This is a genomic window from Limnohabitans sp., assembly GCF_030158565.1.
Taxonomy (GTDB): domain Bacteria; phylum Pseudomonadota; class Gammaproteobacteria; order Burkholderiales; family Burkholderiaceae_C; genus Limnohabitans_A.
The window spans coordinates 1-23,334 of sequence record NZ_JAOASQ010000023.1; the positions used below are offsets into that span (position 1 = coordinate 1).

Sequence of the window (23,334 nt, forward strand, 5' to 3'; positions counted from 1 at the left end):
CGTTCATCACATCGACGGTGCGCTGGATGGTGCGGCTCACGCCGGACTCGCCCACGAACATGTGGTGCGCTTCTTCGGTCAGCATGAACTTGGTGGTGCGGGCCAGCGGGTCGAACGCCGACTCGGCCAAAGCGCACAGCTGGAACTTGCCGTCGCGGTCGGTGAAGTAAGTGAACATGAAGAAGCTCAACCAGTCAGGCGTCTTCTCGTTGAAGGCTTGCAGGATGCGGGGGTTGTCTTCGTTGCCGCTGTTGCGTTGCAGCAGCGCATCGGCTTCTTCGCGGCCGTCTTTGCCGAAGTATTTGTGCAACAGGTACACCATGGCCCACAGGTGGCGGCCTTCTTCGACGTTGATCTGGAACAGGTTGCGCAGGTCGTACATGCTGGGCGCGGTCAGGCCCAGGTGGCGCTGCTGCTCGACCGATGCGGGCTCGGTGTCGCCTTGCGTCACGATGATGCGGCGCAGGTTGGCGCGGTGTTCGCCAGGCACGTCTTGCCAGGCTTTTTCGCCGATGTGGTCACCGAAGTGGATCTTGCGGTCTTGCTCGCCGGGATTGATGAACACGCCCCAACGGTAGTCGCGCATCTTGACGTGGCCAAACTGGGCCCAGCCTTGCGGGTCAACGCTCACGGCCGTGCGCAGGTACACGTCCATGTCGGTGGAGCCTTCGGGGCCCATGTCGTCCCACCAGTTGATGAAGTTGGGCTGCCACTGCTCCAAGGCGCGCTGCAGCGTGCGGTCTTCCGACAGGTTGACGTTGTTGGGGATTTTTTCGCTGTAGTTGATACCGGACATGAGAGTCTCCAGAAATTAAAGCAACGGTGGGGTCAAATTTCGGTTGCAGCGCGGACCACCGGGAACCACGCTGCACAACGTCAAAACCTCAAACGCGGTTCAAGTCGAACTGGACTTTTTCGCCCTTGCCGTAGACCTTCAGAGCACCCTTTTCGCCAACGGCGTTGGGGCGCTGGAAGATCCAGTTCTGCCAGGCGGTCAGGCGACCGAAGATGCGGGTCAGCATGTTTTCCTGGCTGGCAAAGCGCAGGTTGGCTTCCAGACCGGTCAACGCGTCAGGCGACATGGAAGAACGCTCTTCCAGGGCCAGGCGAATTTCGTCAGCCCAATCGATGTCATCAGGTGCAGCCGTGACCAAGCCCAAGGCCAGGGCCGCGTCAGCGTCCAGCGCTTTGCCGATGGCGCCGCGTGCGGCTTCCATGGCGGGCACTTCTTCGTAGAAGCGGCGCTGCAGGCGGGTCTGGTCGTTGACCATGGGGAAGAAACCGAAGTTCATCTCGCTCAATTGGATCTTGGGGGCCTTGGCGGCATCGTCGGGCAAAGCCAGCATGTAAGCGCGGTCGGCGCAAAAAGCCAGCTCGGCGAGTGTGCCGACAAAACAAGTCCCCCCTTCGATCAGGGCGAACAGGCTGCGCGAAGACACGTCCATGCGGGCCAGCGTGCGGCGCAGGTGGCCAATGGTTTCACGCACCAGCCAGTGGTCTTTGTGGGCCAGCAAGGTCGCGTCAGATGCCAACACGGCAGCCGCGTCGCCCGCTGTCTTCAGCACCCAGGTGCCGATGTCCAGTTCGTTGGTGCGCATGTGCAAGATGGCGTCGTCGAGTTCGCGCACCATCTGCAGGGGCCACCAGTTCACGCCTGCGGCTTCGATGCCGGCGATGTCGGTGGGCTGTGTCGTCGCTGGGGCTTTGACGGTGAAAGTGGCGATGCGCTTGGCACGGTCAATTTCCACAGTGACGTTGGTGTAAGTCAGGGCATCGGCTGCGATGGTGCGGTTCAGTGGGGTCAATTCCACGCCTTTGGCGCCTGCGGTGCGGATGCTGCCGGCAGCCAGTTTTTTGGCACGGGTTTGGACGGCTTCCTTGAACACGGCAGGCTTGGCGATCGCGTCCACCAGACGCCAGTCCACGGCTTTTTGACCGCGCACGCCTTCGACGCTGGTGCAGAAGATGTCGGCCAGGTCGTGGCGCACATGGCGCTTGTCGGTCACGCGGGTCAGGCCACCGGTGCCGGGCAACACGCCCAGCAAAGGCACTTCAGGCAGAGACACCGAAGAAGAACGGTCGTCGACCAGCACGATTTCGTCGCAAGCCAGGGCCAGCTCGTAGCCACCGCCCGCGCAAGCGCCGTTCAGGGCGGCGACGAATTTCAGGCCGTCGTGCTTGCTGGAGTCTTCGATGCCGTTGCGGGTTTCGTTGGTGAACTTGCAGAAGTTCACTTTCCAGCCGTGGGTCGACACACCCAGCATGAAGATGTTGGCGCCGGAGCAGAACACGCGGTCCTTCAGGCTGGTCACCACCACCGAGCGCACTTCGGGGTGCTCGAAACGGATGCGCTGCAGCGCGTCGTGCAATTCGATGTCCACACCCAGGTCATAGCTGTTGAGCTTGAGCTTGTAGCCAGGGCGGATGCCGGCGTCTTCGTTGATGTTGATCGACAAGGTCGCGATCTCGTCATCAAAGGCCAGGTTGATGTGTTTGTATTGCGAAGGGTTGGTTTGGTAATCAACCTGGAAAGCTTGCGTCATGTGAGTGTCTCCGTTGAGGAAGGTGGATCTTGATTACAGTCAAAAAATGCATTTCAGTGCATGTTGCATTGAATTTTAGTGCAGGTTAACCCAGCATACAACATGCACTTTAATGCATTTACTAAGTATTTACCCTAGGAAATGCATTTTTCTTCCACCCATCAAACCGGCAGCGTCAAATGCTGGCGCACCGAAGTACGCAAGGCTTCAAAAGCCTGGTCTTCGCTGCGGCCACTGGTGTTGATGGCCAAGTCGGCCTTGGAATAAAAAGCCGAGCGTCCTTCCAGGATGCGCTTGAGGTCTTCCATCGCCTCGCGGCTGGCGGCCATGGGGCGCATGTCGCCTTGCGCGGCCACGCGGCCCATGTGGTCAGCGGCATCGGCCTGCAGCCAAACGGTGGTGCAGTGCGAGAGCAGCAGATTGAAGTTGGCCGAGTCCGACACCAAACCGCCCGGCGTGGCGATCACCACCTCGGGGTAAATCTGGATCGCCTCTTCGAGCGCCCGGCGCTCGTAACGGCGGTACGCATTGGCGCCATACAGATTGTGGATCTCGCTGATCTGACAACCGGCAAACTGCTCGATCTCACGGCTCAACTCAATGAACGGAAAGCCCATGTCATCGGCCAGGCGCTGCCCCAGCGATGTCTTGCCTGCACCGCGCAAACCGATCAGGGCGATGCGGTTCTTGCGCTCTTGTGCATTGCCGCCTTCGCCAAACATTTCGCTCAACTGCACACGGGCGCGGCGCAAATCGGCCTCGCTGCGCTTGGAGAGCAACTCTCGGATCAGCAGCCACTCGGGCGAGGTGGTGGTCACGTCGCCCAACAACTCGGCCAAAGAACACTGCAAGGCACTGGCCACTTGCAGCAGCACCAGCACCGAGACATTGCCGGTGCCGTATTCCAGGTTGGCCAGGTGGCGCTCGGACACCTCGGCGGCCAAGGCCACCGCACGGCGCGTCATGCCCTGGCGCGAACGCAGCGTGCGCACACGCTCGCCCAGCGCCTCCAGAAATGGACTGCGCTTGGTCTCCGGCTCTGGTGGCGCCATCAATGCGGACTCTTGACTGCTCATGTTCAACTTTTGATCAAAGACAAGGGAAAACCCTTAAATTTCAACAAACCCAAAACATGCACTTTATTGCATACTCATGGGCACGCACAATAGTGCATCAACTGCTGTTTATACCGCCAACTGGACAGCAAGAACAGTTTTTTGTTGCATGCGAGTGCATGCAAGCCCTGACAACCTCTTGGAAAGCACCCCATGACCACCGCATTGCTCCCCAACTTTTTCGCAGGCCGCTGGCAAACCGGCACCGGCGCAGGCACGCCGATGTTGGACCCGGTGCTGGGCACCGAGCTGGCCCGCGTGTCGAGCGCAGGCATCGACCTGGCCGAAGGCTTTGCCTTTGCCCGTGAGCAAGGCGGCGCGGCCCTGCGCGCCCTGAGCTACGGCCAGCGCGCAGGCCTGCTCACCAAAATCACCGAAGTACTGCAGGCCAACCGCGATGCCTATTACGAGATCGCCACCGCCAACAGCGGCACCGTGGCCAAGGACTCGGGCGTGGACATCGACGGCGCCATCTTCACGCTGGGCTACTACGCCAAGCAGGGCGCGGCGCTGGGCGATGCCACGCTGCTGCTCGACGGCGAGCGCATCCGCATGGCCAAGGACCCGGCTTTCCAGACGCAGCACATCCAGGTACCCACACGCGGCGTGGCGCTGTTCATCAACGCCTTCAACTTCCCCAGCTGGGGCTTGTGGGAAAAAGCCGCCCCGGCCCTGCTTGCAGGCGTGCCCGTCATCATCAAACCCGCCACCGCGACCGCCTGGCTGACCCAGCGCATGGTGAAAGACGTGGTCGATGCGGGCGTTCTCCCCGTGGGCGCTTTGTCGGTCATTTGCGGCTCGTCCGCAGGCCTGATGGACCAGCTGCAAGCCTTTGACGTGGTGAGCTTCACCGGCTCGGCCGAGACCGGCAAGATCATCCGCAGCCACCGCGCCGTGACCGAGCTGTCGGTGCGCTGCAACATCGAGGCCGACAGCCTGAACTCCGCCCTGCTCTCGCCCGCAGCCACGGCCGACAGCGAAGCCTTCAAGCTGCTGGTGGCCGAAGTCGCCCGCGAAATGACTGTCAAATCGGGCCAGAAGTGCACCGCGATCCGCCGCGTCTTTGTGCCCCGCGCACTCTACCAAGCCGCCGCCGAAGCCATTGGGGCGCGCCTGGCCAAAACCACCGTGGGCAACCCGCGCAACGAAACCGTGCGCATGGGCGCCCTGGTCAGCCAGGAACAAAAAGCCAGCGTGCTGGCGGGCCTGGCCCAGCTCAAGACCGAAGCCACCGTGCTGTATGACGGCAACACCGCTGCCCTGGTCGATGCCGATGCCAACAGCGCCTGCGTGGCCCCGGTGCTGCTGGGCACCGAACAGCCCATGGCCGCCAAAGTGCTGCACGCGGTCGAGGTGTTCGGCCCCGTGTCCACCCTGATGCCTTACGACAGCATCGACGAGGCCTACGCCATGATCCGCCGCGGCGAAGGCTCACTGGTGTGCTCGGTCTACAGCGAAGACCCGGCCTTCACCGCGCAAGCCTCGATCGAACTGGCCAGCAGCCATGGCCGAGTGCACGCGATTTCGCCCGACGTGGCGGCCCTGCACAGCGGCCACGGCAACGTGATGCCCATGAGCCTGCACGGCGGCCCCGGCCGCGCCGGTGGCGGCGAAGAGCTGGGGGGCCTTCGTGCGCTCAACTTCTATCACCGCCGCAGCGCGGTGCAAGGCAGCGCGCTGGCCCTGGACGCATTGGCCGCCCAAGGCGGCAAACTGGCCCTGTGAACCCTTTGTAGGAGCCGCGCCCTCGCGGCGAAAACACCTCAGAAGACACATCGCTGCGAGGGCGCAGCTCCTACACCATTTGCAAAAGCAGCCCCTTTGAAGAACACTGAGAGAACGAGGAGACAAGCATGACCCGAGCCGTGACCCCACCGCCCACCGACTTCAACTTTGCACAGCACCTGATCGCCACCAACGCAGGGCGCAGCGCCAAAACCGCGCTGATCGACGACGTGGGCGCTTTGACCTACGGCGAGTTGACCGAACAGATCCGCCGCTTCGCCGGTGGCCTGAAAGCTCTGGGCCTCAAGCGCGAGGAACGCGTGCTGCTGCTCATGCAAGACAGCAGCGACTGGGTCGTGGCTTTTCTGGGTTCGCTCTATGCGGGCGTGGTGCCGGTCGCCGTCAACACGCTGCTGACTGCCGAAGACTACGCCTTCATGCTGAGCAACAGCCGCGCCCAGGCCGCCTTGGTGTCGGGCGCCTTGCTGCCCACCTTGCAAGCAGCACTGGATCTGAACAAAACCGAAGTGCAGCACGTGGTGGTCTCGCGCCCCAGCGCAGCGCTGGCGGCTGGGCAATGGCACATGGCCGATCTCGTGGTACAAAGCACCCCGGTGCTGCCCGCCCAGACCCTGGCCGATGAACCGGCCTTTTGGCTGTATTCCTCGGGCTCCACCGGCAAGCCCAAGGGTACGGTGCACAGCCAGGGCAATCTGTACTGGACCGCCGAGCTGTACGGCAAAGATGTGCTCGAACTGCGCGAGAGCGACACCGTCTTCTCGGCCGCCAAGCTCTTCTTTGCCTACGGCTTGGGCAATGCGCTCACCTTCCCCTTGAGCGTGGGCGCCAGCGTGGTGCTGATGGCCGAGCGCCCCACCCCGCAAGCCACTTTCAAACGCATGGTCGACCACCAGCCCACCGTGTTCTACGGCGCGCCCACCGGCTACGGCGGCATGCTGGCCAGCCCCGACCTGCCCGCCAAGAGCCAGGTCGCGCTGCGCCTGTGCTCGTCGGCTGGTGAAGCCCTGCCGCGCGACATTGGCGAGCGCTGGACAGCCCACTTCGGCTGCGAAATCATCGACGGCATTGGCTCCACTGAAATGCTGCACGTCTTCTTGTCCAACCGCCCGGGCGACGTGCGCTACGGCACCACCGGCAAGGCCGTGCCCGGCTATGAAGTGCAGCTGCGCAACGAAGACGGCAGCGTGGTCACCGGCCACAACGAGATCGGCGACCTCTACATCCAGGGCCCCAGCAGCGCCTTGATGTACTGGAACAACCGCGAAAAAACCCGTGACACCTTCCAGGGCGTGTGGACCAAAAGCGGCGACAAGTACACCCGCGACCCCGACGGCTACTACACCTACGCAGGTCGCAACGACGACATGCTGAAAGTCAGCGGCATCTATGTCTCGCCTTTCGAGGTCGAAGCCACGCTGGTGCAGCACCCGGCCATTCTGGAAGCGGCCGTGATCGGCAAGGAAGACACCGACGGCCTGACCAAGACCAAGGCCTTCATCGTGCTCAAACAAGGCCAAAGCCTGACGCAAGAAGAGGTCAAGGCCTTCGTGAAAGAGCGCCTGGCACCCTACAAGTACCCCCGCTTCATCGAGTTCGTGGCCGAGCTGCCCAAGACCGCCACGGGCAAGATCCAGCGCTTCCGTTTGCGCGACTTGGAAAACGCCGCACGCTGAAACAAAAAAACCGGCCGAGGCCGGTTTTTTGTTGGGCAAGCGTCCGATCAGGTGTCCTTGCTGACCTTGATGGTCGGGAACTTGCTGGAAAAATCTTTGGCCTTGGCCGCGATCTTGATCGCCACCTGGCGGGCCACGGCCTTGTAGATCTGGGCCACTTCGCCGTCCGGGTCCGACACCACCGTGGGTTTGCCGTTGTCGGCTTGCAGGCGAATCTGCATGTTCAAAGGCAAAGCGCCCAGGTAATCGATGCCTTTGTCGGCGGCGTAGCGCTTGCCACCGTCTTCGCCAAAAATGTGCTCCACATGGCCGCAGTTTGTGCACACGTGCACGGCCATGTTTTCCACCAGCCCCAAAATCGGCACGCCGACTTTGTCGAACATCTTGATGCCTTTTTTGGCGTCCAGCAAAGCGATGTCCTGCGGCGTGGTCACGATCACAGCACCCGTCATGGGCACGCGCTGGCTCAGGGTCAGCTGGATGTCGCCGGTGCCGGGCGGCATGTCCACGATCAAATAATCCAGTTCTTTCCAGTTGGTCTGGCGCAGCAGTTGCTCCAGCGCCTGGGTGGCCATGGGCCCGCGCCAAATCATGGCCTCGTCCTGGTCGACCAGAAAGCCAATGGACATGACTTGCACGCCGTAGTTTTCCATCGGCTCCATGGTCTGGCCGTCTTCGCTCTCGGGACGGCCTTCAATGCCCATCATCATGGGCTGGCTGGGGCCGTAGATGTCAGCGTCCAGCAGGCCCACCTTGGCCCCCTCAGCGGCCAGCGCCAGCGCCAGGTTGACGGCGGTGGTGCTCTTGCCCACGCCGCCCTTGCCCGAGGCCACGGCCACGATGTTTTTGACTTGCGGCAGCAAGGCCACGCCGCGCTGGGCGGCATGGGCCACGATCTTGCTTGTCACATTGGCCGACACATTGCTCACGCCCGCCACGCCTTTGGCGGCGGCAATCAGGGCTTGACGCAGGGCCGGGATCTGGCTCTTGGCGGGGTAACCCAGCTCGACGTCAAACGACACATCTCCGCCTTCGACGACCAGGTTTTTCAGGGTTTTGGTGGAGACGAAATCTTTGCCCGTGTTCGGGTCGATGACGGTTTGCAGGGCTTGCAGGAGTTGTTCGGGGGTCGCCATGGGGGTCGGACGCTTTCTGAGCTATCAAAGAGATGGGGCGCAGTTTACCGACAACTGCCCCCTGCACCCTCTAAAATCGCGGATTCCCCTACAAGTTGTCCACCATGTCTGCCCCTACCCGCCAGCTGTTTGTCACCACCGCCTTGCCTTACGCCAACGGCAACTTCCACATCGGCCACATCATGGAGTACATCCAGGCCGACATCTGGGTGCGGTTCCAACGCATGCAGGGCAGCCAGGTCAACTTTGTGGGTGCCGACGACACGCACGGCGCACCGATCATGATCGCGGCCGAGAAAGCGGGCAAAACACCCCAGCAGTTCGTGGCCGACATCGCGGCGGGCCGCAAGCCCTATCTGGACGGCTTTCACATCGCTTTTGACAACTGGCACAGCACCGACGCGCCGGAGAACCACGAGCTGGCCCGCCAGATTTACCGCGACCTGCGCGACATCAGCGCAGCCGACGGCGGCTCGCTGATCGAGGTGCGTGCCGTGGAGCAGTTCTTTGACCCCGAAAAGAACATGTTCCTGCCCGACCGCTTCATCAAAGGCGAGTGCCCCAAGTGCCACGCCAAAGACCAGTACGGCGACAACTGCGAGGTGTGCGGCGCGGTCTACGCGCCCACCGACCTGATCAACCCCTTCTCGGCCCTGTCGGGTGCCAAGCCCGAGCTGAAAACCTCGGAGCACTTTTTCTTCAAGCTGTCCGACCCGCGCTGCGTCGAGTTTTTGACCCAATGGACGCAAGACGGCAAGCTGCAACCCGAAGTGGCCAACAAGGTCAAGGAATGGTTCAGCGTGCGCACCAACCCCGACGGCACCACCAGCGAAGGCCTCGGCGACTGGGACATCTCACGTGATGCGCCCTACTTTGGCATCGAAATTCCCGACGCACCGGGCAAGTACTTTTATGTCTGGCTGGACGCGCCTGTGGGCTACCTCGCGTCGCTCAAAAACCTGCTGGACAAGCGCGGCGAAGACTACGAGGCCTACATGGCCAACCCGAATCTGGAGCAGATCCACTTCATCGGCAAGGACATCGTCACCTTCCACACGCTGTTCTGGCCCGCCATGCTGCACTTCAGCGGCCGCAAGACGCCCAACAAGGTGAACGTGCACGGCTTCCTGACGGTGAACAACGGCGAGAAGATGAGCAAGAGCCGGGGCACGGGCCTGGACCCGCTCAAGTATCTGAGCCTGGGCATGAACCCAGAGTGGCTGCGTTACTACCTGGCCGCCAAGCTCTCAGCCCGCAACGAAGACATCGACTTCAATGCCGAAGACTTCATGGCCCGCGTGAACTCGGACCTGATTGGCAAGTTCGTCAACATCGCTTCGCGCTCGGCCGGTTTCATCGCCAAGCGTTTTGCAGGCCAGTTGGGCAGCGTGAGCACTGACGGCCAAGCGCTGTTGAGCGCGCTGCAAGCGGCCACCCCCGGCATCACCGCCCTGTATGAAGAACGCGAATACGGCAAAGCGCTGCGCGACATCATGCTGCTGACCGACAAGGTCAACGCCTATGTCGACCAAAACAAGCCTTGGGAGTTGGCCAAGCAAGAAGGCATGGATGCCCGACTGCACGACGTGTGCACCGCCTGCATCGAAGCCTTCCGTCTGCTGAGCCTGCAACTCAAGCCCGTGCTGCCGGCGCTGGCTGCTCAGGTCGAAGCCTTTCTGAACGTGACGCCCTTCAACTTTGCCCAGGCGCAAAACCTGCTGGGTGCGGGCCATGCCATCAATGCCTACCAGCACCTGATGCAGCGCGTCACCCCAGAACAACTCGAAGCCCTGTTCGAGCCGCCTGCAGTGGTCGAAGAAAAAATCATACCCGGCGGCGAAGAGATTGCCCCCACCATCAGCATCGACGACTTCGCCAAGGTGGATTTGCGCATTGCGGAGATCGTCAACTGCGAACCGGTCGAAGGCTCGGTCAAGCTGCTGCGCCTGACGCTGGACGTGGGCGAAGGCCGCACGCGCAATGTGTTCAGTGGCATCGCCAGCATGTACAAGCCCGAAGACCTGATTGGCAAACTCACCGTGATGGTGGCCAACCTGGCCCCGCGCAAGATGAAGTTCGGCATCAGTGAAGGCATGGTGCTGGCCGCCAGCCATGCCGACGAAAAAGCCGAACCCGGCATCCATGTGCTGCACCCCTGGCCCGGCGCCAAGCCCGGCATGCGCATCCACTGACAGCGGACACGCCCCATGAACTGGCTGCAAGCAACTCAGATTTTTCGTCCTCGTTTGCTCGACAGCCTGCACGGCTACAACCGCCAGAAACTGGGGCAAGACATCGGCGCAGGCATCACTGTCGGCATCGTGGCCCTGCCACTGGCCATGGCCTTTGCCATCGCCTCGGGCCTCAAGCCTGAAGCGGGTCTGTTCACCGCCATCATCGCGGGTTTTCTGATCTCGGCTCTGGGCGGCAGCAAAGTTCAGATTGGCGGACCAGCGGGCGCTTTCATCGTCATCGTCTATGGCATTCTGGAACGCTACGGCTTGGCCAACCTGATTTTGGCCACAGCCATGTCGGGTGTGGTCCTTTTCCTCATGGGGCTGTTCCGGCTGGGCAGCCTGATCCGCTTCATCCCGGTGGCGGTGGTCATTGGCTTTACCAACGGCATCGCGGTGCTGATCATGCTTTCACAGGTCAAGGACTTTTTGGGCCTGAAAGTCACGGCCATGCCTGCGGACTTTTTTGGCATGCTCAACGCACTCGCCAGCAACCTGGGCAGCACCAACTTGGCCGCCTTGCTGGTGGCCTTGGGCTCCCTGTCCTTGCTGGTGGGCTGGATGCGTTTGGGTCGACGCCTGCTGGAAACGCGCTACCAATGGGTCAGCACCATCCCCGGCTCCATCATCGCCTTGTTGTTTGCCACCCTCGCCAGCATGGCACTGTCCTTGCCCGTCGAGACCATCGGCAGCAAATTCGGCGGCATACCCGCCACCTTGCCCTCGTTTCACTGGCCCGCCTTCAGCTGGGACAGTGCCCGCTTTCTGATCATGCCCACGCTCACGTTGGCCTTGCTGGGCGCCATCGAGTCGCTGCTGTGCGCCCGCATCGCCGACAGCATGGTGGACGACCGCCACAACCCCAACCAGGAGTTGATGGCCCAGGGCGTGGCCAACTTCGTGACGCCCTTTTTTGGCGGCATGCCGGCCACAGGCACCATCGCACGCACCGTCACCAACATCAAAAGCGGGGGCACCAGCCCCGTCTCGGGCATGGTGCATGCGTTGACATTGCTGGCTGTGGTGCTGGTCGCCGCACCCTTAGCGGGAAACATCCCGCTGGCCGCCTTGGCCGCCATCTTGATGTTCGTCGCCTGGAACATGGGGGAATGGCGCGAATTCATGCTGTTGCGCCAGTACCGCACGCCTTACCGCATCACACTGCTGGCGGTATTTTTCCTCACGGTGGTGTTTGACCTGACGGTCGCGGTCGAAGTCGGTTTGGTGGCCGCGTGCTTGACCTTCATCTACCGCATCTCCAGCCTGAGCCGCAGCGAAGCGGTGAGCCCTGTCGAGCACCCGAGTCTGGCAGCGCATGGCGCCAACATCCAAGCTTGGCGCCTGTACGGCGCACTGTTTTTCGGGGCTGTGAAATTGATCGAAGAGATCGAAGACCAACTCAGCACACCCTTGCTGGTGGTGGACCTGAAAAACGTGATCTATGTGGACTCTTCAGGTGCCGACGCCTTGATGAACCTGATCCACACCTGCCGCAAGAAACAAGTTCAACTGATTGTTTGCGGCTTGATGCACCAGCCATTGGACATTGCGCGCCGCAGTGGCCTGCTCAAGCACCTGGAAGGCCAGCTCGAGTCTGACCTGCCTGCAGGCCTGGCCCGTGCCGTCAGTCAGGCGAACGCCATGGACCGGTAAAATGCCCTGTGATACGGTTTGGCAGATTCCAGGCCTGCCCGAACCCTTTGCTTTTTGAGTGAAAACACCATGTCCATCTTCCGCCGCCCCGACTACCAGTCCGACACCACCCAGTTCATCAACCAGCTCAAGACCCAGCGTCCTGAACTGGATGCGCAGCAACAAGAAGGCCGTGCCCTGCTGTGGGACAAGCAGCTGAGCCGCGACGAGCAGCAAGCCTTCAAGGCAGGCCGCGTGGCCCAAAAACCCTACGTCTACCAGACACTGGCCTGATCTGAGGCCTTGCGCCTTGGCATCGAGACACCCATGAGCACCCAAGCCACCGAGCTGCCCCAGCCACTGGACAGCACGCCTGCGACCATGCCGCAGGTGGTGGACCAGGTCGCCCTGGCCCGCCTGTATGGTGAGCCCCTGTTCTCGATGCCCACCGACCTGTACATCCCCCCGGATGCGCTGGAGGTGTTTCTGGAGGCCTTCGAAGGGCCGCTGGACTTGCTGCTGTATTTGATCCGCAAGCAAAACTTCAACATCCTCGACATCCCCATGGCGGGCGTGACCCGCCAGTACCTGAGCTATGTCGACGAAATCCGCCAGCACAACCTGGAGCTGGCCGCCGAATACCTGCTCATGGCGGCCATGCTGATCGAGATCAAGTCGCGCATGCTGCTGCCCCCCAAGAAAGTGGCCGAAGGCGAAGAAGCCGAAGACCCGCGCGCCGAGCTGGTGCGCCGCCTGCTCGAATACGAGCAGATGAAACTCGCCTCGATGCAGCTCAACACGATCCCGCAATACGGGCGCGACTTCATCAAGGCCGAGGTCTACATCGAACAAAGCCTGCAGCCGCGCTTTCCGGATGTGAACCTGGACGAATTGCAATCGGCCTGGCGCGACATCATCAAACGCGCCAAGCTGGTTCAACACCACAAGATCAGCCGCGAAGAACTCAGCGTGCGCGAACACATGAGCATCGTGCTCAAGCACCTGCAAGGCCGCAAATTCGTGGAGTTTGAAAACCTGTTCGACCCCACCCTGGGCGTGCCGGTGCTGGTGGTGACCTTCATCGCCTTGCTGGAGCTGGCCAAGGAAACCCTGATCGAGATCACCCAAGCCGAGGCCTTTGCACCGATCTACGTGCGGCTGGCCTACACGCCCAACTGAGGCGCGATCAAACCGATTCGCCGCGTGGGCCGCGGCCCATCAGCACCTGCACGGCTTCGCGCGCTTGAAGACGACCATCCAGCAAAGCCACCACCGCCTCGGTGATCGGCATGTCCACACCCAGACTTTGCGCCCGCTGCCAGACAGTGCGGGCGCTGTACACGCCTTCGGCCACATGGCCCAGCGAGGCCACGGCCTGCGCCAGGCTCAGGCCCTGGGCCAGCAAAAGGCCCACTTTGCGGTTGCGACTCAAATCGCCGGTGGCGGTCAGCACCAAATCGCCCAACCCCGACAAGCCCATGAAGGTCTCGGCCTTGGCCCCCAGGGCCAGGCCCAGACGGGTCATTTCGGCCAGGCCGCGTGTGATGAGGGCTGCACGGGCGTTGAGCCCCAGGTCCAGGCCATCGCACAGGCCGGTGGCAATGGCCAGCACGTTTTTGACGGCCCCGCCCACTTCCACCCCCACGATGTCTTCGTTGGCGTACACCCGCAGTGCCGAGCCATGGAAAGCTTGCACCAGTGCGTCGCGCACCGTGGCATGAGGGCTGGCCGCCACCAGCGCAGTCGGTTGGCTGCGGGCCACTTCGAGGGCGAAGCTCGGGCCACTCAGAGCGCCGGCTTGCAAATGGGGGGCCACCTGGGCTTGCACTTCGTGCGGCATGAGGCCGCTGCCGGACTCGAAGCCTTTGCACAGCCAGGCCACAGGACCGGGCACAGCATGCAAGGCCTGTAAAGTGGCGCGCAGGCCCGACATGGGCGTGGCGACGATGAAGAGGTCTTGTGCCTGGGCCTGCGCCACCAGCGGCGCCAAAGGGCCACTGAGGATGTTCAAACCAGAGGGCAAGTCCACGCCCGGCAGGTACCGGCCGTTTTGGCCCTGATCACGCAGGGCTACGGCTTGCGCCTCATCGCGGGCATGCAACCGCACCGCGTGGCCAGGGATGCGGCAAGCCGCCATCGCGATGGCGGTGCCCCAGGCGCCAGCGCCAATGACCGTGATGCGCATGCGCCAATGTCCTGCAAATTACTGCTGGGTCGCAGCGGCTTGCGCTTGCTGCTGCTCGTACATGGCCTGGAAGTTGATCTCGGCCAGGTGCACAGGAGGGAAGCCAGCGCGGGTGATCAGGTCCGCCACGTTGCCGCGCAGGTAGGGGTACACGATCTGAGGGCAGGCGATGCCCATGATGGCGCCCATCTGGTCTTCGGGCACGTTGCGGATTTCAAAGATGCCGCCTTGCTTGCACTCGACCAGGAACACGGTCTTGTCGCCGATCTTGGTGTGCACGGTGGCGGTGACACAAACTTCAAACACGCCTTCGGCCACTGGGGTGGCTTCCACGCCCAGCTGGATGTCCACGCTGGGTTGCTGCTGCTCCAGCAAGATGGCGGGCGAATTGGGCTGCTCCAGCGAAGCCTCTTTCAGGTAAACGCGCTGGATCTGGAAAACAGGGGATTGGGCTTCGGTGTTGACAGCGGTATCGGTCATGAAGTTCTCTTGAAGAAAAAATACGGGCAGTCCACAGGGGACCGCCCAAGGATGAAACAGGTCAATTATCAGCGATCAGAAACAGGCCAAGGGCGCTGCCCAGCCTGTGAAAACCCCAAGGGTTTTCAGGCCGCTTGCAGCAAGGGCAGCAAGCCGCCCTTGGCGTCGAGTGCCATCAGGTCGTCACAGCCGCCCACATGGGTGTCACCCACATAAATTTGCGGCACAGTGCGGCGGCCTGTGATCTGCATCATGTGGTCGCGCTGAGCGGGGTCCAGGTCGATGCGGATTTCTTCGATCTGCTCCACGCCTTTGGCTTTGAGCAACTGCTTGGCACGCACGCAGTAAGGGCAGACGGCGGTGGTGTACATCTTGACGTTTTGCATGGGGAGTTCCTTAGGTATCAGGCTTTTTCGACGGGCATGCTGGCCGCTTGCCAGGCTTTGAGGCCACCGGCCAGAGACTGCACGTTCTCAAAACCGAGTTTGCGGGCCGTGGCAGCCGCGCGGGCCGAACGGGCCCCCACCTGGCAAACCATGACCACCTGGGCCGATTTGCTCTTGACGAGCTGGGCCAATTTTTCTTCCAGCTGCCCCAAAGGCAGGTTTTTGGCACCGATCACATGGCCACGCGCGAATTCGTCGGGCTCGCACACATCGATGACGATGGCTTTTTCGCGGTTCATCAGCTGCACCATGTCCTGGGGGCTGAGGCCTTGGCCTTTGCTCAAAGCAGGGAAAAGCAATGCCAGACCCGAGGCCAGGGCCACGGTGATGAGCATCCAGTTGTCGAGGAGAAATTTCACGAATCAGACCTTTGTAAACCACAAAATACCGGCCCGTCAGCGAGCCGCCAAGTCCAGATTCTAAAATGCGAGGCTTTCCCCCTGTTTTTCGCAGCCTGTGCTGCTTTGCCAATATGTACAAAATCGTCCTGATCCGCCACGGCGAATCCACCTGGAACCTTGAAAACCGCTTCACCGGCTGGACCGATGTGGACCTGACCCCCACCGGCGTGAGCCAGGCCATGTCGGCCGGCAAACTGCTCAAGGCCGAAGGCTGGGACTTTGACCTGTGCTACACCTCGGTGCTCAAGCGCGCCATCCACACCCTCTGGTAGACCCTGGACGAGATGGACCGCACCTGGCTGCCCGTGGTCAAGGACTACCGCCTGAACGAGCGCCACTACGGCGGTCTGCAAGGTCTGAACAAAGCCGACATGGCCAAGCAGTACGGCGAAGAGCAAGTGCTGATCTGGCGCCGCAGCTACGACACCCCACCGCCCGCCCTGGAAGCCACCGACCCCCGCTGCGAGCGCAACGACCGCCGCTACCCCAATCCCGAGGCCGTGCCCTTGACCGAGTGCCTCAAAGACACCGTGGCCCGCGTGCTGCCTGCCTGGAACGACTCGATCGCCCCCAGCATCAAGTCCGGCAAGCGCGTGCTGATCGCGGCGCATGGCAACTCGATCCGCGCCCTGATCAAGTACCTGGACGGCATCTCCGACAGCGACATCGTGGGCCTGAACATCCCCAACGGCATCCCGCTGGTGTACGAGCTGGACGAGAACCTCAAACCGATCCGCCACTACTACCTGGGCGATGCCGCAGCAGCCGCCGCAGCAGCCGCCGCCGTGGGCAACCAAGGCAAGGCCTGAGGCGCACAGGGCGGCGCTGGATCGCTGCACTGGCTCTTTACCTGAAATTACAGGCCCACCCCGGCAGGGGCTGGGCCTGCGGTGTATATTGACCTGCATCTCCTACAGGGAACAGACAAGCAATATGGGACAGAAACTCAAGATCGTCGGTTGGCTCAGCGTGGGCGCTCTGGCGGGCGCACTGACCACCGTGTCGCTGCAAACCGTCGCACGCGGCAACATGGCGCCATTGCCACTCGAAGAGCTGCAACAACTGGCCGCCGTGTTTGGCATGGTCAAGAGCGACTATGTCGAGCCGGTGGACGAGAAAAAGCTCATCACCGAAGCCATCTCCGGCATGGTCTCGAGTCTGGACCCCCACTCGCAGTATTTTGACAAAAAGAGCTTCAAGGAATTTTCCGAAGGCACCTCCGGCAAATTCGTCGGTGTGGGCATCGAGATCAGCCAGGAGGACGGCCTGATCAAGATCGTCTCGCCCATCGAGGGCTCCCCGGCGGACCGCGCAGGCCTCAAAACCAATGACCTGATCACCAAGATCGACAGCACCGCGGTCAAAGGCCTGTCGCTGAGTGAAGCCGTCAAGCGCATGCGTGGCGAGCCCAACACCAAAGTGGTGTTGACCATCTTCCGCAAGGACGACAGCCGCACCTTCCCGGTGACCATCATCCGTGAGGAAATCAAGACCCAATCGGTCAAGGTCAAACTCATTGAGCCGGGCTATGGCTGGGTGCGTGTGTCGCAATTCCAGGAACGCACCGTGGAAGACTTTGCCCGCAAGGTCGAAGACATGGTCAAGCAGTCGCCCCAGCTCAAAGGCCTGGTGCTCGACCTGCGCAACGATCCGGGCGGCCTGCTCGACGCCGCCGTGGCCTTGTCGGCCGCCTTCCTGCCAGAAAACGTCACCGTGGTCTCCACCAACGGCCAGCTCGAAGAAAGCAAATTCACCTACAAGGCCTCGCCCAAGTTCTGGCGTCGCAACGAGAGCAACGACCCGATCCAGCGCCTGACGCAAGCCACCGGTGGCGTGCTCAAGAAAGTGCCCTTGGTCGTGCTGGTTAACGAAGGCTCGGCCTCGGCCAGCGAGATCGTGGCTGGTGCCCTGCAAGACTACAAACGCGGCACCTTGATGGGCAGCCAGACCTTTGGCAAAGGCTCGGTGCAGACCGTGCGTCAATTGGGCCCAGACACCGCGCTCAAGATCACCACCGCCCGCTACTACACGCCCAATGGCCGCGCCATCCAGGCCAAGGGCATCGTGCCCGATGTGATGCTCGACGAGACCGAGAACGGCAACCTGTTTGCCGCATTGCGCACCCGCGAAGCCGATCTGCAAAAACACCTGTCCAACGGCAAAGGCAAGGAAGACGAGAAGCTGGACCCCGAGCGTGAAAAAGCGCGCGAAGAGGCCCTGAAGAAACTCGAAGAAGACGCCAAGAAACCCCTTTCAGAGCGCCGCCTGCCCGAGTTTGGCTCCGACAAGGACTTCCAGCTGCAGCAAGCCCTGAACCAGCTCAAGGGACTGCCCGTCAAAGCCAGCACCACACTGGCAGAACGCAAGGCCGAGAAAAAAGACGAGTGAGCGCCATGGATGACGCCCAGCTGCTGCGTTATTCGCGGCACATCCTGCTCAATGAACTGGGCATCGACGGCCAGGAAAAACTGCTGGCCTCGCATGCCCTGATCATTGGCGCAGGCGGCTTGGGCTCTCCGGTCAGCCTGTACCTGGGCAGTGCAGGCGTTGGCCACATCACCGTGGTCGACCATGACCAGGTGGACGCCACCAACTTGCAACGCCAGATCGCCCACACCCTCGACCGCGTGGGCCAATACAAGGCCGAGTCGGTGCGCACCGCGATTGCCCAGATCAACCCCGATGTGCAAGTCAACGCCATCACACAACGCGCCGATGCCGCCTTGCTGGACACGTTGGTGGCACAAGCCGATGTGGTGATCGACTGCTGCGACAACTTTGAAACCCGCCACGCCGTCAACCACGCCTGCGTGCTGCACGGCAAACCGCTGGTGTCGGGCGCGGCCATCCGCATGGACGGTCAGGTCTCGGTCTTTGACAGCACCCAGGCCGATGCCCCTTGCTACGCCTGCATCTTTCCGCCCGACCAAGCGCCCGAAGAAACCCGCTGCGCCACGATGGGCGTGTTCGCGCCGCTGGTGGGCATCATCGGCAGTGTGCAAGCGGCCGAGGCCCTCAAGATTTTGAGCGGCATGGGCAGCCACATGGCCGGACGCCTCTTGATGCTGGACGGGCGCGACCTGTCCTGGACCGACATCCGCATGGGGCGCAACGCCCAATGCCCTGTTTGCGCAGCACACCGGAGCCGATCCGCTGCTTGAACCTTACGTCGGAGCTGAAGCGCCGACCAGCAAAAGTCCAGCCCACACCCCATCCTCAATTCAATGGCGCATGGCAAGTGCCATGAAATTTTCGGAACACCGGCGGAGCCATCGCAGCGTCGGATGCTGCAAACAAGCCACGTTTGTCTTTTTGAGCCCGCTTTTGCAGCTTCGCATAAGGCCCAGCCCCCACCCGGTAGCGGTAAGCCCAAGCCATGCCGCTGCGGACCATCTCGGCCCCCAGATCCACCCCATCCAGACGCACTTGCACCACCTGCCGACCGTAATGGTCTTGCGCCAATTCCTGCACTTGTACGGTTTTTCGCAGCGCCAGACGGATCATCGCGTCGCGTGATGCTTCACCACCGGGCTGACAGGTTTCGGGCGCGTCGATGCCATCGATACGCACTTTGACAGGCTCCTGTTGCCCTTGCGGGACCAGCAGCAAAGTGTCGCCATCCATGACCCAACTCACCCAGGCGGTCGTCGCCACGGCCTCATCCGCCCAAGCCACAGGACAAGCCAGCAAGCTGCAAAGCAAGCCCAGCGCCATGCGGGAAAAGTTGGATGCGCTCACAGGCTTCACGTGGTGCTGCCTTGCACCGGGGCCCGCGCAGATGCAGACGCAGAGCGCCCTCTGCGGCGGTCCGCCTTGGGCAAATCCGGGCCCAGCGTTTCTTGCAATGCCAACGCCTGCTGGCGCAAGCGCTCCAGCGCGTCATCCAGCGCTGCGGCCTCAGCGGACGACAGCACCGACAGGATGCGGCTGTTGATGTCCTGGATTTGCGGCATCAATTGCGCATACAGCGCCTGCCCGGCCGGCGACACACTGACGCGCGCACTGCGCCGGTCGTGCGGCAAAGTCGTGCGCACGATCAATTTTTTCCGCAACAAGGCCGTGATGGCGCGCGACGTACGCGCCCGATCGCGGTGCATGCGCTCTGCCAGCGCCGAGGACAGCAGGCCTTCGGGATGCGCATGCAACTGGGCCAGCATGCCCCACTCGCGGCGCGTGATGCCATAGCCGCCTTCGCACAGGCGCACCACCATCGCGCCAGCGGCGGCCGACAGTTGGCCGATGCGGTAGAGCAACAGGTCATCGACCGAAGCCAAGCGTTGAGATGGAGACAGTGTCATCGGTGGCATCAGGGTTTTCAGGGAGGATGGTTGATTAGATCAATCACCTCAAAACAGCATACATTGTGGCTCAGAAGCTTGCGCGGCTTGGGTCATCGCAAGTCCTCATCGATCCACCCTGGAAAATCGCTTTCATGATGAAATCCATTCGTCACCGCCTGGGTTATGGCCTGCTGCTCATGGCAGCCTTTTGCGCCCATGCCCAGGAAAAACCGCCCCTCAAAATTCTGGTGGGCTTCCCGCCCGGTGGCTCGGCCGACGTGATGGCGCGGCTGGTGGCCGACGCCTTGCGCGAAGATTTCAGTCCGATCGTGGTCGACAACAAACCAGGCGCGGGTGGCCGCATTGCGCTGAACATGGTGAAGACCGCCAAGCCCGATGGCCAGACCGTGATCGTGCTGCCCAGTGGTCCGATGGTGCTATTCCCTCACGTTTACAAAAAACTCGACTACGACGCGGTCAAGGACTTCACACCGGTCTCGCAAATTGCCCGCTTTCAGTTCGGCGTGGTGGCAGGTCCGGCTTCGGGCGTGAAGAACGTGGGCGAGATGATCGCCAAAGCCAAAGCCCAACCAGGTGCCAACAGTTACGGCACACCAGGCGCAGGCACTTTGCCCCACTTCATGGGCGTGCTGATGGAGCAATCTGCCGGCGTGCAGTTGAACCATGTGCCCTTTCAGGGCGGTGCCCCAGCCAACAATGCCTTGCTGGGTGGCCATATCGATTACAAGTTTGACGTGGTCAGCGAAACCGCTGAGCTGCACCGCAGCGGCAAGGCCCGCATCATTGCCGTCACAGGCAGCAAGCGCGACACACAAGTGCCCGAAGTCCCCACACTCAAGGAGTCAGGCATCAACATGGATGCGACGGCCTGGTTCGCCATGTATGGCCCTGCTGGCCTCAAGGGTGAAGCCTTGGACCGCCTGGAAAAAGCCATGATCAAAATCGTACGCCTGCCCGTATTCAAAGACAAAGTACTCCAACTCGGCTATGAGCCGATCGGCTCCAGCTCGGCCGATCTGGCGGCAGCCCAAAAAAGCGACCTGACTCGCTGGGAAAAACCGATCAAATCCACCGGCGTACAGCTGGATTGACAACCAAGGGAGAACAACATGCACAACCTATTTTTTCGCCACAGCCTGCTGGGCATCTTGGGGCTGCTGATCGGGACGGCCAGCATCGCCCAGACGGCCCCGTGGCCGATCAAACCGGTCAAGTTCATCAACAGCTTCCCACCCGGCGGGCCTTCAGACATCCTGGCGCGTGCTGTCGGCGATGTGTTACAAAAACAATTCAACCAAGCCTTTGTGGTGGAAAACAAGGCCGGGGCCTCAGGCAATGTGGGTGCCGATGCGGTCGCCAAATCTGCCGCCGATGGCTATACCTTGCTGTGGGGCATCGACACCACCCACACCATCAACCCGCACATCTACAAAACCATGCCGTTCAAGGAAGCGGACCTCAAGCCCGTCATGGTGATCGCCAGCTCGGGCCTGTTGGTGGGCGTGCATCCCGGCACACAGATCAAGACACTGCCTGAGTTCATGCAAGTCGCCCGTCAACGCAGCCTCAACTTCAGCTCTGGTGGCAACGGCTCGCCAGGCCACTTGTGGGTCAACATGGCCAACCTCGCAGCGGCGACCCGCTTGGTGCACGTGCCTTACCGTGGCAATTCGCCGGCAGTGCTGGCGGTCGTGGCTGGCGAGGTGGATGGCGGCACGCTGGCCACAACCGGCATGCTGCCCCAAGTCAAAAGCAACAAGGTGACGGCCTTGGCCACGACCAGCCGCAAGCGTTCACGCGTGGCCCCCGAGATCCCCACCGTCGGCGAACTGGGCCACAAAGAGCTGGAAAGTGAAGTGGTTTACGTCGTCATGGTCCCAGGTCAAACCCCAGAGTCCACCATGCAAACGCTGAGCAAAGCCTTGCTGGATGCACTCAACAGGCCTGAACTGCAAAGCAAGATCCAGGATCTGGACATGGCCTACGAAGGCCTGAGCGGCAGCGCAGCAGTCAACCGTCTCAAAGGACTGTCGGACCACTACGGCCGCGTCATCCGGGCGACTGGCATGAAAGTCGATTGAAACGCCCCCGCCTGAGTCCATGACCACCAACCCACGCCCCAACATCATCTTCATCGTGGCCGACGACCTCGGCTTTGCGGACCTGGGCTGCTATGGCGGTCGCGATGCGCAGTTCGGCAAGGTCTCGCCCGTGCTCGACCAGCTGGCCGCCAAAGGCCTCAAATTCACACAGGGTTACGCCAACTCGCCCGTGTGCTCGCCCACCCGCTTTGCGCTCATGACGGCCCGCTACCAATACCGCCTGCGCGGCGGTGCCGACGAACCCATCAACAGCAAGAGCAAAGGCAGCACCGTGCTCGGCTTGCCGCCCGAGCACCCCAGCCTGCCCTCGCTGCTCAAGGCCAGCGGTTACCGCACAGCCCTCATCGGCAAATGGCACCTCGGTTACCCGCCGCACTTCAGCCCGATCAAGTCGGGCTACGAAGAATTTTTTGGCCCCATGTCAGGCGGCGTGGACTATTTCACCCATGCCAGCAACAACGGCACGCACGACCTCTACACCAACGAAGAAGAAAAACACGAAGACGGCTACCTGACCGACCTGATCTCGCACAAGGCGGTGGATTTTGTGCAGCGCATGGCCCCCGGCGCTGCGCAAGGCACGCCCTTCTTTTTGAGCTTGCACTACACCGCGCCACACTGGCCCTGGGAAACCCGCGAAGACCACGCGCTGGCAGCCGAGGTCAAGGACAACCTGTTCCACCTGCACGGCGGCAACATCCACACCTACCACCGCATGATCCACCACATGGACGAAGGCATTGGCTGGGTGGTCGATGCGCTGCAAAAAACCGGGCAACTCGACAACACCCTGATCGTCTTCACCAGCGACAACGGCGGCGAGCGTTTCAGCGACAACTGGCCGCTGGTGGGCGGCAAGATGGACCTGACCGAAGGCGGCATCCGCGTGCCGTGGATCGCGCACTGGCCTGCCGTGATCGCGCCCGGCGGCACCTCGGCCCAGCACTGCATGACCATGGACTGGTCGGCCACCATGGTCGAGCTGGCAGGCGCCAAGGCCCATGACGACTTGCCCTTTGATGGCGTGTCTTTGGCCCCCGTGCTGCGCGATGCCCAGCACCAGTTTGAGCGGCCCCTTTACTGGCGCATGAACCACCGAGGCCAACGCGCCCTGCGCATGGGCGACTACAAATACCTGCGGGTGGACGGCAACGACTATCTGTTCAACATCCCGGCCGACGAACGCGAACGCGCCAACCTGGGCGGGCGCCAAGCCGAGCGCTTGCAAGCCATGCGCGCTGCGTGGGAGGCGTGGGACGCCACCGTGCCCGCCATCCCCGAAGACGCGACGGTGAGCCTGGGCTACTCGGTCAAAGACATGCCGCAGCGCTGAGGCACGG

Annotated in this window: 21 protein-coding genes and 1 pseudogene; 12 read left to right on the top strand and 10 right to left on the bottom strand. The window is 62.0% G+C overall.

The genetic code is table 11. From position 1 onward, the window contains the following. The 3 genes from boxB to Q1W40_RS03735 all read right to left on the bottom strand — a co-directional run. Positions 1–796: benzoyl-CoA 2,3-epoxidase subunit BoxB (gene boxB / locus Q1W40_RS03725; RefSeq protein WP_300709025.1), on the bottom strand; the 796-nt coding region annotated here is incomplete at its 3' end. Positions 797–884: 88 nt separating this feature from the next. Further along, a complete protein-coding gene (gene boxC, locus Q1W40_RS03730) occupies positions 885–2,543 on the bottom strand; it encodes a 2,3-epoxybenzoyl-CoA dihydrolase (RefSeq protein WP_300709027.1) in 1,659 nt (552 codons plus the stop codon). Positions 2,544–2,704: 161 nt separating this feature from the next. Beyond that, a complete protein-coding gene (locus tag Q1W40_RS03735; RefSeq protein ID WP_300709029.1) occupies positions 2,705–3,619 on the bottom strand; it encodes a helix-turn-helix transcriptional regulator in 915 nt (304 codons plus the stop codon). Positions 3,620–3,811: 192 nt separating this feature from the next. Between Q1W40_RS03735 and Q1W40_RS03740 the strand changes: the two genes are divergently transcribed. Both Q1W40_RS03740 and Q1W40_RS03745 read left to right on the top strand, forming a co-directional pair. Next, positions 3,812–5,383 carry a 3,4-dehydroadipyl-CoA semialdehyde dehydrogenase gene (locus Q1W40_RS03740; protein ID WP_300709031.1) on the top strand — a complete coding sequence of 524 codons (1,572 nt, stop codon included), beginning with the start codon at positions 3,812–3,814 and terminating at the stop codon, positions 5,381–5,383. 128 nt (positions 5,384–5,511) lie between these two features. Then, positions 5,512–7,077: a benzoate-CoA ligase family protein gene (locus Q1W40_RS03745; RefSeq protein WP_300709032.1), complete on the top strand. Its 1,566-nt coding sequence runs from the start codon at positions 5,512–5,514 to the stop codon at positions 7,075–7,077. Between the two features lie 47 nt (positions 7,078–7,124). Here Q1W40_RS03745 and apbC read toward each other — a convergent pair whose 3' ends face one another. Next, positions 7,125–8,213, bottom strand: a complete 1,089-nt coding sequence (gene apbC / locus Q1W40_RS03750) for an iron-sulfur cluster carrier protein ApbC (RefSeq protein ID WP_300709034.1) — start codon at positions 8,211–8,213, stop codon at positions 7,125–7,127. Positions 8,214–8,317: 104 nt separating this feature from the next. Here apbC and metG point away from each other — a divergent pair, with 104 nt between their 5' ends. The 4 genes from metG (at position 8,318) to Q1W40_RS03770 (ending at position 13,258) form a co-directional block, all read left to right on the top strand. Then, positions 8,318–10,405, top strand: coding sequence for a methionine--tRNA ligase (metG, locus tag Q1W40_RS03755; protein ID WP_300709036.1), 2,088 nt, complete (start codon positions 8,318–8,320; stop codon positions 10,403–10,405). 15 nt (positions 10,406–10,420) lie between these two features. Further along, positions 10,421–12,100 (top strand): SulP family inorganic anion transporter, encoded by a 1,680-nt coding sequence (locus Q1W40_RS03760; protein WP_300709038.1) that lies wholly within the window; start codon positions 10,421–10,423, stop codon positions 12,098–12,100. A 69-nt stretch (positions 12,101–12,169) separates the two neighbouring features. Beyond that, positions 12,170–12,373: a DUF3460 family protein gene (locus Q1W40_RS03765; protein ID WP_300709040.1), complete on the top strand. Its 204-nt coding sequence runs from the start codon at positions 12,170–12,172 to the stop codon at positions 12,371–12,373. 33 nt (positions 12,374–12,406) lie between these two features. Further along, positions 12,407–13,258, top strand: coding sequence for a ScpA family protein (locus tag Q1W40_RS03770; RefSeq protein ID WP_300709042.1), 852 nt, complete (start codon positions 12,407–12,409; stop codon positions 13,256–13,258). A 7-nt stretch (positions 13,259–13,265) separates the two neighbouring features. Here the strand turns inward: Q1W40_RS03770 and Q1W40_RS03775 are convergent, their stop codons facing one another. From Q1W40_RS03775 to Q1W40_RS03790, 4 genes are all read right to left on the bottom strand, one after another. After that, the gene (locus Q1W40_RS03775; protein WP_300709044.1) at positions 13,266–14,264 is read right to left on the bottom strand and encodes an NAD(P)H-dependent glycerol-3-phosphate dehydrogenase; all 999 of its coding nucleotides are present in this window, start codon (positions 14,262–14,264) and stop codon (positions 13,266–13,268) included. 18 nt (positions 14,265–14,282) lie between these two features. Next, positions 14,283–14,744: a protein-export chaperone SecB gene (gene secB, locus Q1W40_RS03780; protein WP_300709047.1), complete on the bottom strand. Its 462-nt coding sequence runs from the start codon at positions 14,742–14,744 to the stop codon at positions 14,283–14,285. Between the two features lie 125 nt (positions 14,745–14,869). Next, on the bottom strand, positions 14,870–15,130 hold the full coding sequence (grxC, locus tag Q1W40_RS03785; RefSeq protein ID WP_300709049.1) for a glutaredoxin 3: 261 nt from the start codon (positions 15,128–15,130) through the stop codon (positions 14,870–14,872). Positions 15,131–15,147: 17 nt separating this feature from the next. Continuing rightward, positions 15,148–15,549, bottom strand: coding sequence for a rhodanese-like domain-containing protein (locus tag Q1W40_RS03790; RefSeq protein WP_300709051.1), 402 nt, complete (start codon positions 15,547–15,549; stop codon positions 15,148–15,150). Between the two features lie 113 nt (positions 15,550–15,662). Between Q1W40_RS03790 and gpmA the strand changes: the two are divergent. The 3 genes and pseudogenes from gpmA (at position 15,663) to moeB (ending at position 18,752) form a co-directional block, all read left to right on the top strand. Beyond that, positions 15,663–16,400 (top strand): annotated as a pseudogene (gene gpmA / locus Q1W40_RS03795) (2,3-diphosphoglycerate-dependent phosphoglycerate mutase). Between the two features lie 124 nt (positions 16,401–16,524). Beyond that, the gene (locus Q1W40_RS03800) at positions 16,525–17,979 is read left to right on the top strand and encodes a S41 family peptidase (RefSeq protein WP_300709053.1); all 1,455 of its coding nucleotides are present in this window, start codon (positions 16,525–16,527) and stop codon (positions 17,977–17,979) included. Positions 17,980–17,984: 5 nt separating this feature from the next. Then, positions 17,985–18,752, top strand: coding sequence for a molybdopterin-synthase adenylyltransferase MoeB (gene moeB / locus Q1W40_RS03805; protein WP_300709055.1), 768 nt, complete (start codon positions 17,985–17,987; stop codon positions 18,750–18,752). Between the two features lie 55 nt (positions 18,753–18,807). Here moeB and Q1W40_RS03810 read toward each other — a convergent pair whose 3' ends face one another. Then, positions 18,808–19,329: a thermonuclease family protein gene (locus tag Q1W40_RS03810; protein ID WP_300709057.1), complete on the bottom strand. Its 522-nt coding sequence runs from the start codon at positions 19,327–19,329 to the stop codon at positions 18,808–18,810. 5 nt (positions 19,330–19,334) lie between these two features. After that, positions 19,335–19,889, bottom strand: coding sequence for a MarR family transcriptional regulator (locus Q1W40_RS03815; RefSeq protein ID WP_300709059.1), 555 nt, complete (start codon positions 19,887–19,889; stop codon positions 19,335–19,337). A gap of 134 nt (positions 19,890–20,023) precedes the next feature. Between Q1W40_RS03815 and Q1W40_RS03820 the strand changes: the two genes are divergently transcribed. From Q1W40_RS03820 to Q1W40_RS03830, 3 genes are read left to right on the top strand one after another with little or no spacing between them, the layout of a single operon-like run. Further along, positions 20,024–20,983, top strand: coding sequence for a tripartite tricarboxylate transporter substrate-binding protein (locus Q1W40_RS03820; protein WP_300709061.1), 960 nt, complete (start codon positions 20,024–20,026; stop codon positions 20,981–20,983). A gap of 18 nt (positions 20,984–21,001) precedes the next feature. After that, complete coding sequence (locus tag Q1W40_RS03825) at positions 21,002–21,973, top strand: tripartite tricarboxylate transporter substrate binding protein (RefSeq protein ID WP_300709063.1); 972 nt, start codon at positions 21,002–21,004, stop codon at positions 21,971–21,973. Positions 21,974–21,992: 19 nt separating this feature from the next. After that, entirely contained in the window at positions 21,993–23,327 is a 1,335-nt protein-coding gene (locus Q1W40_RS03830; RefSeq protein WP_300709065.1) for a sulfatase-like hydrolase/transferase, read from the top strand. The last annotated feature ends 7 nt before the right edge of the window (positions 23,328–23,334 follow it).

What these genes read in the sequence shown, in the direction of transcription:
- Q1W40_RS03825 (WP_300709063.1), top strand. Translation starts at nt 21,002, where the DNA reads ATGCACAACCTATTTTTTCGCCACAGCCTGCTGGGCATCTTGGGGCTG.
- Q1W40_RS03800 (WP_300709053.1), top strand. Translation starts at nt 16,525, where the DNA reads ATGGGACAGAAACTCAAGATCGTCGGTTGGCTCAGCGTGGGCGCTCTG.
- Q1W40_RS03770 (WP_300709042.1), top strand. Translation starts at nt 12,407, where the DNA reads ATGAGCACCCAAGCCACCGAGCTGCCCCAGCCACTGGACAGCACGCCT.
- Q1W40_RS03775 (WP_300709044.1), bottom strand. Translation starts at nt 14,264, where the DNA reads ATGCGCATCACGGTCATTGGCGCTGGCGCCTGGGGCACCGCCATCGCG.
- boxC (WP_300709027.1), bottom strand. Translation starts at nt 2,543, where the DNA reads ATGACGCAAGCTTTCCAGGTTGATTACCAAACCAACCCTTCGCAATAC.
- moeB (WP_300709055.1), top strand. Translation starts at nt 17,985, where the DNA reads ATGGATGACGCCCAGCTGCTGCGTTATTCGCGGCACATCCTGCTCAAT.
- apbC (WP_300709034.1), bottom strand. Translation starts at nt 8,213, where the DNA reads ATGGCGACCCCCGAACAACTCCTGCAAGCCCTGCAAACCGTCATCGAC.
- Q1W40_RS03760 (WP_300709038.1), top strand. Translation starts at nt 10,421, where the DNA reads ATGAACTGGCTGCAAGCAACTCAGATTTTTCGTCCTCGTTTGCTCGAC.
- Q1W40_RS03740 (WP_300709031.1), top strand. Translation starts at nt 3,812, where the DNA reads ATGACCACCGCATTGCTCCCCAACTTTTTCGCAGGCCGCTGGCAAACC.
- secB (WP_300709047.1), bottom strand. Translation starts at nt 14,744, where the DNA reads ATGACCGATACCGCTGTCAACACCGAAGCCCAATCCCCTGTTTTCCAG.
- Q1W40_RS03815 (WP_300709059.1), bottom strand. Translation starts at nt 19,889, where the DNA reads ATGACACTGTCTCCATCTCAACGCTTGGCTTCGGTCGATGACCTGTTG.
- Q1W40_RS03820 (WP_300709061.1), top strand. Translation starts at nt 20,024, where the DNA reads ATGATGAAATCCATTCGTCACCGCCTGGGTTATGGCCTGCTGCTCATG.
- Q1W40_RS03745 (WP_300709032.1), top strand. Translation starts at nt 5,512, where the DNA reads ATGACCCGAGCCGTGACCCCACCGCCCACCGACTTCAACTTTGCACAG.
- Q1W40_RS03735 (WP_300709029.1), bottom strand. Translation starts at nt 3,619, where the DNA reads ATGAGCAGTCAAGAGTCCGCATTGATGGCGCCACCAGAGCCGGAGACC.
- metG (WP_300709036.1), top strand. Translation starts at nt 8,318, where the DNA reads ATGTCTGCCCCTACCCGCCAGCTGTTTGTCACCACCGCCTTGCCTTAC.
- Q1W40_RS03830 (WP_300709065.1), top strand. Translation starts at nt 21,993, where the DNA reads ATGACCACCAACCCACGCCCCAACATCATCTTCATCGTGGCCGACGAC.
- Q1W40_RS03765 (WP_300709040.1), top strand. Translation starts at nt 12,170, where the DNA reads ATGTCCATCTTCCGCCGCCCCGACTACCAGTCCGACACCACCCAGTTC.
- grxC (WP_300709049.1), bottom strand. Translation starts at nt 15,130, where the DNA reads ATGCAAAACGTCAAGATGTACACCACCGCCGTCTGCCCTTACTGCGTG.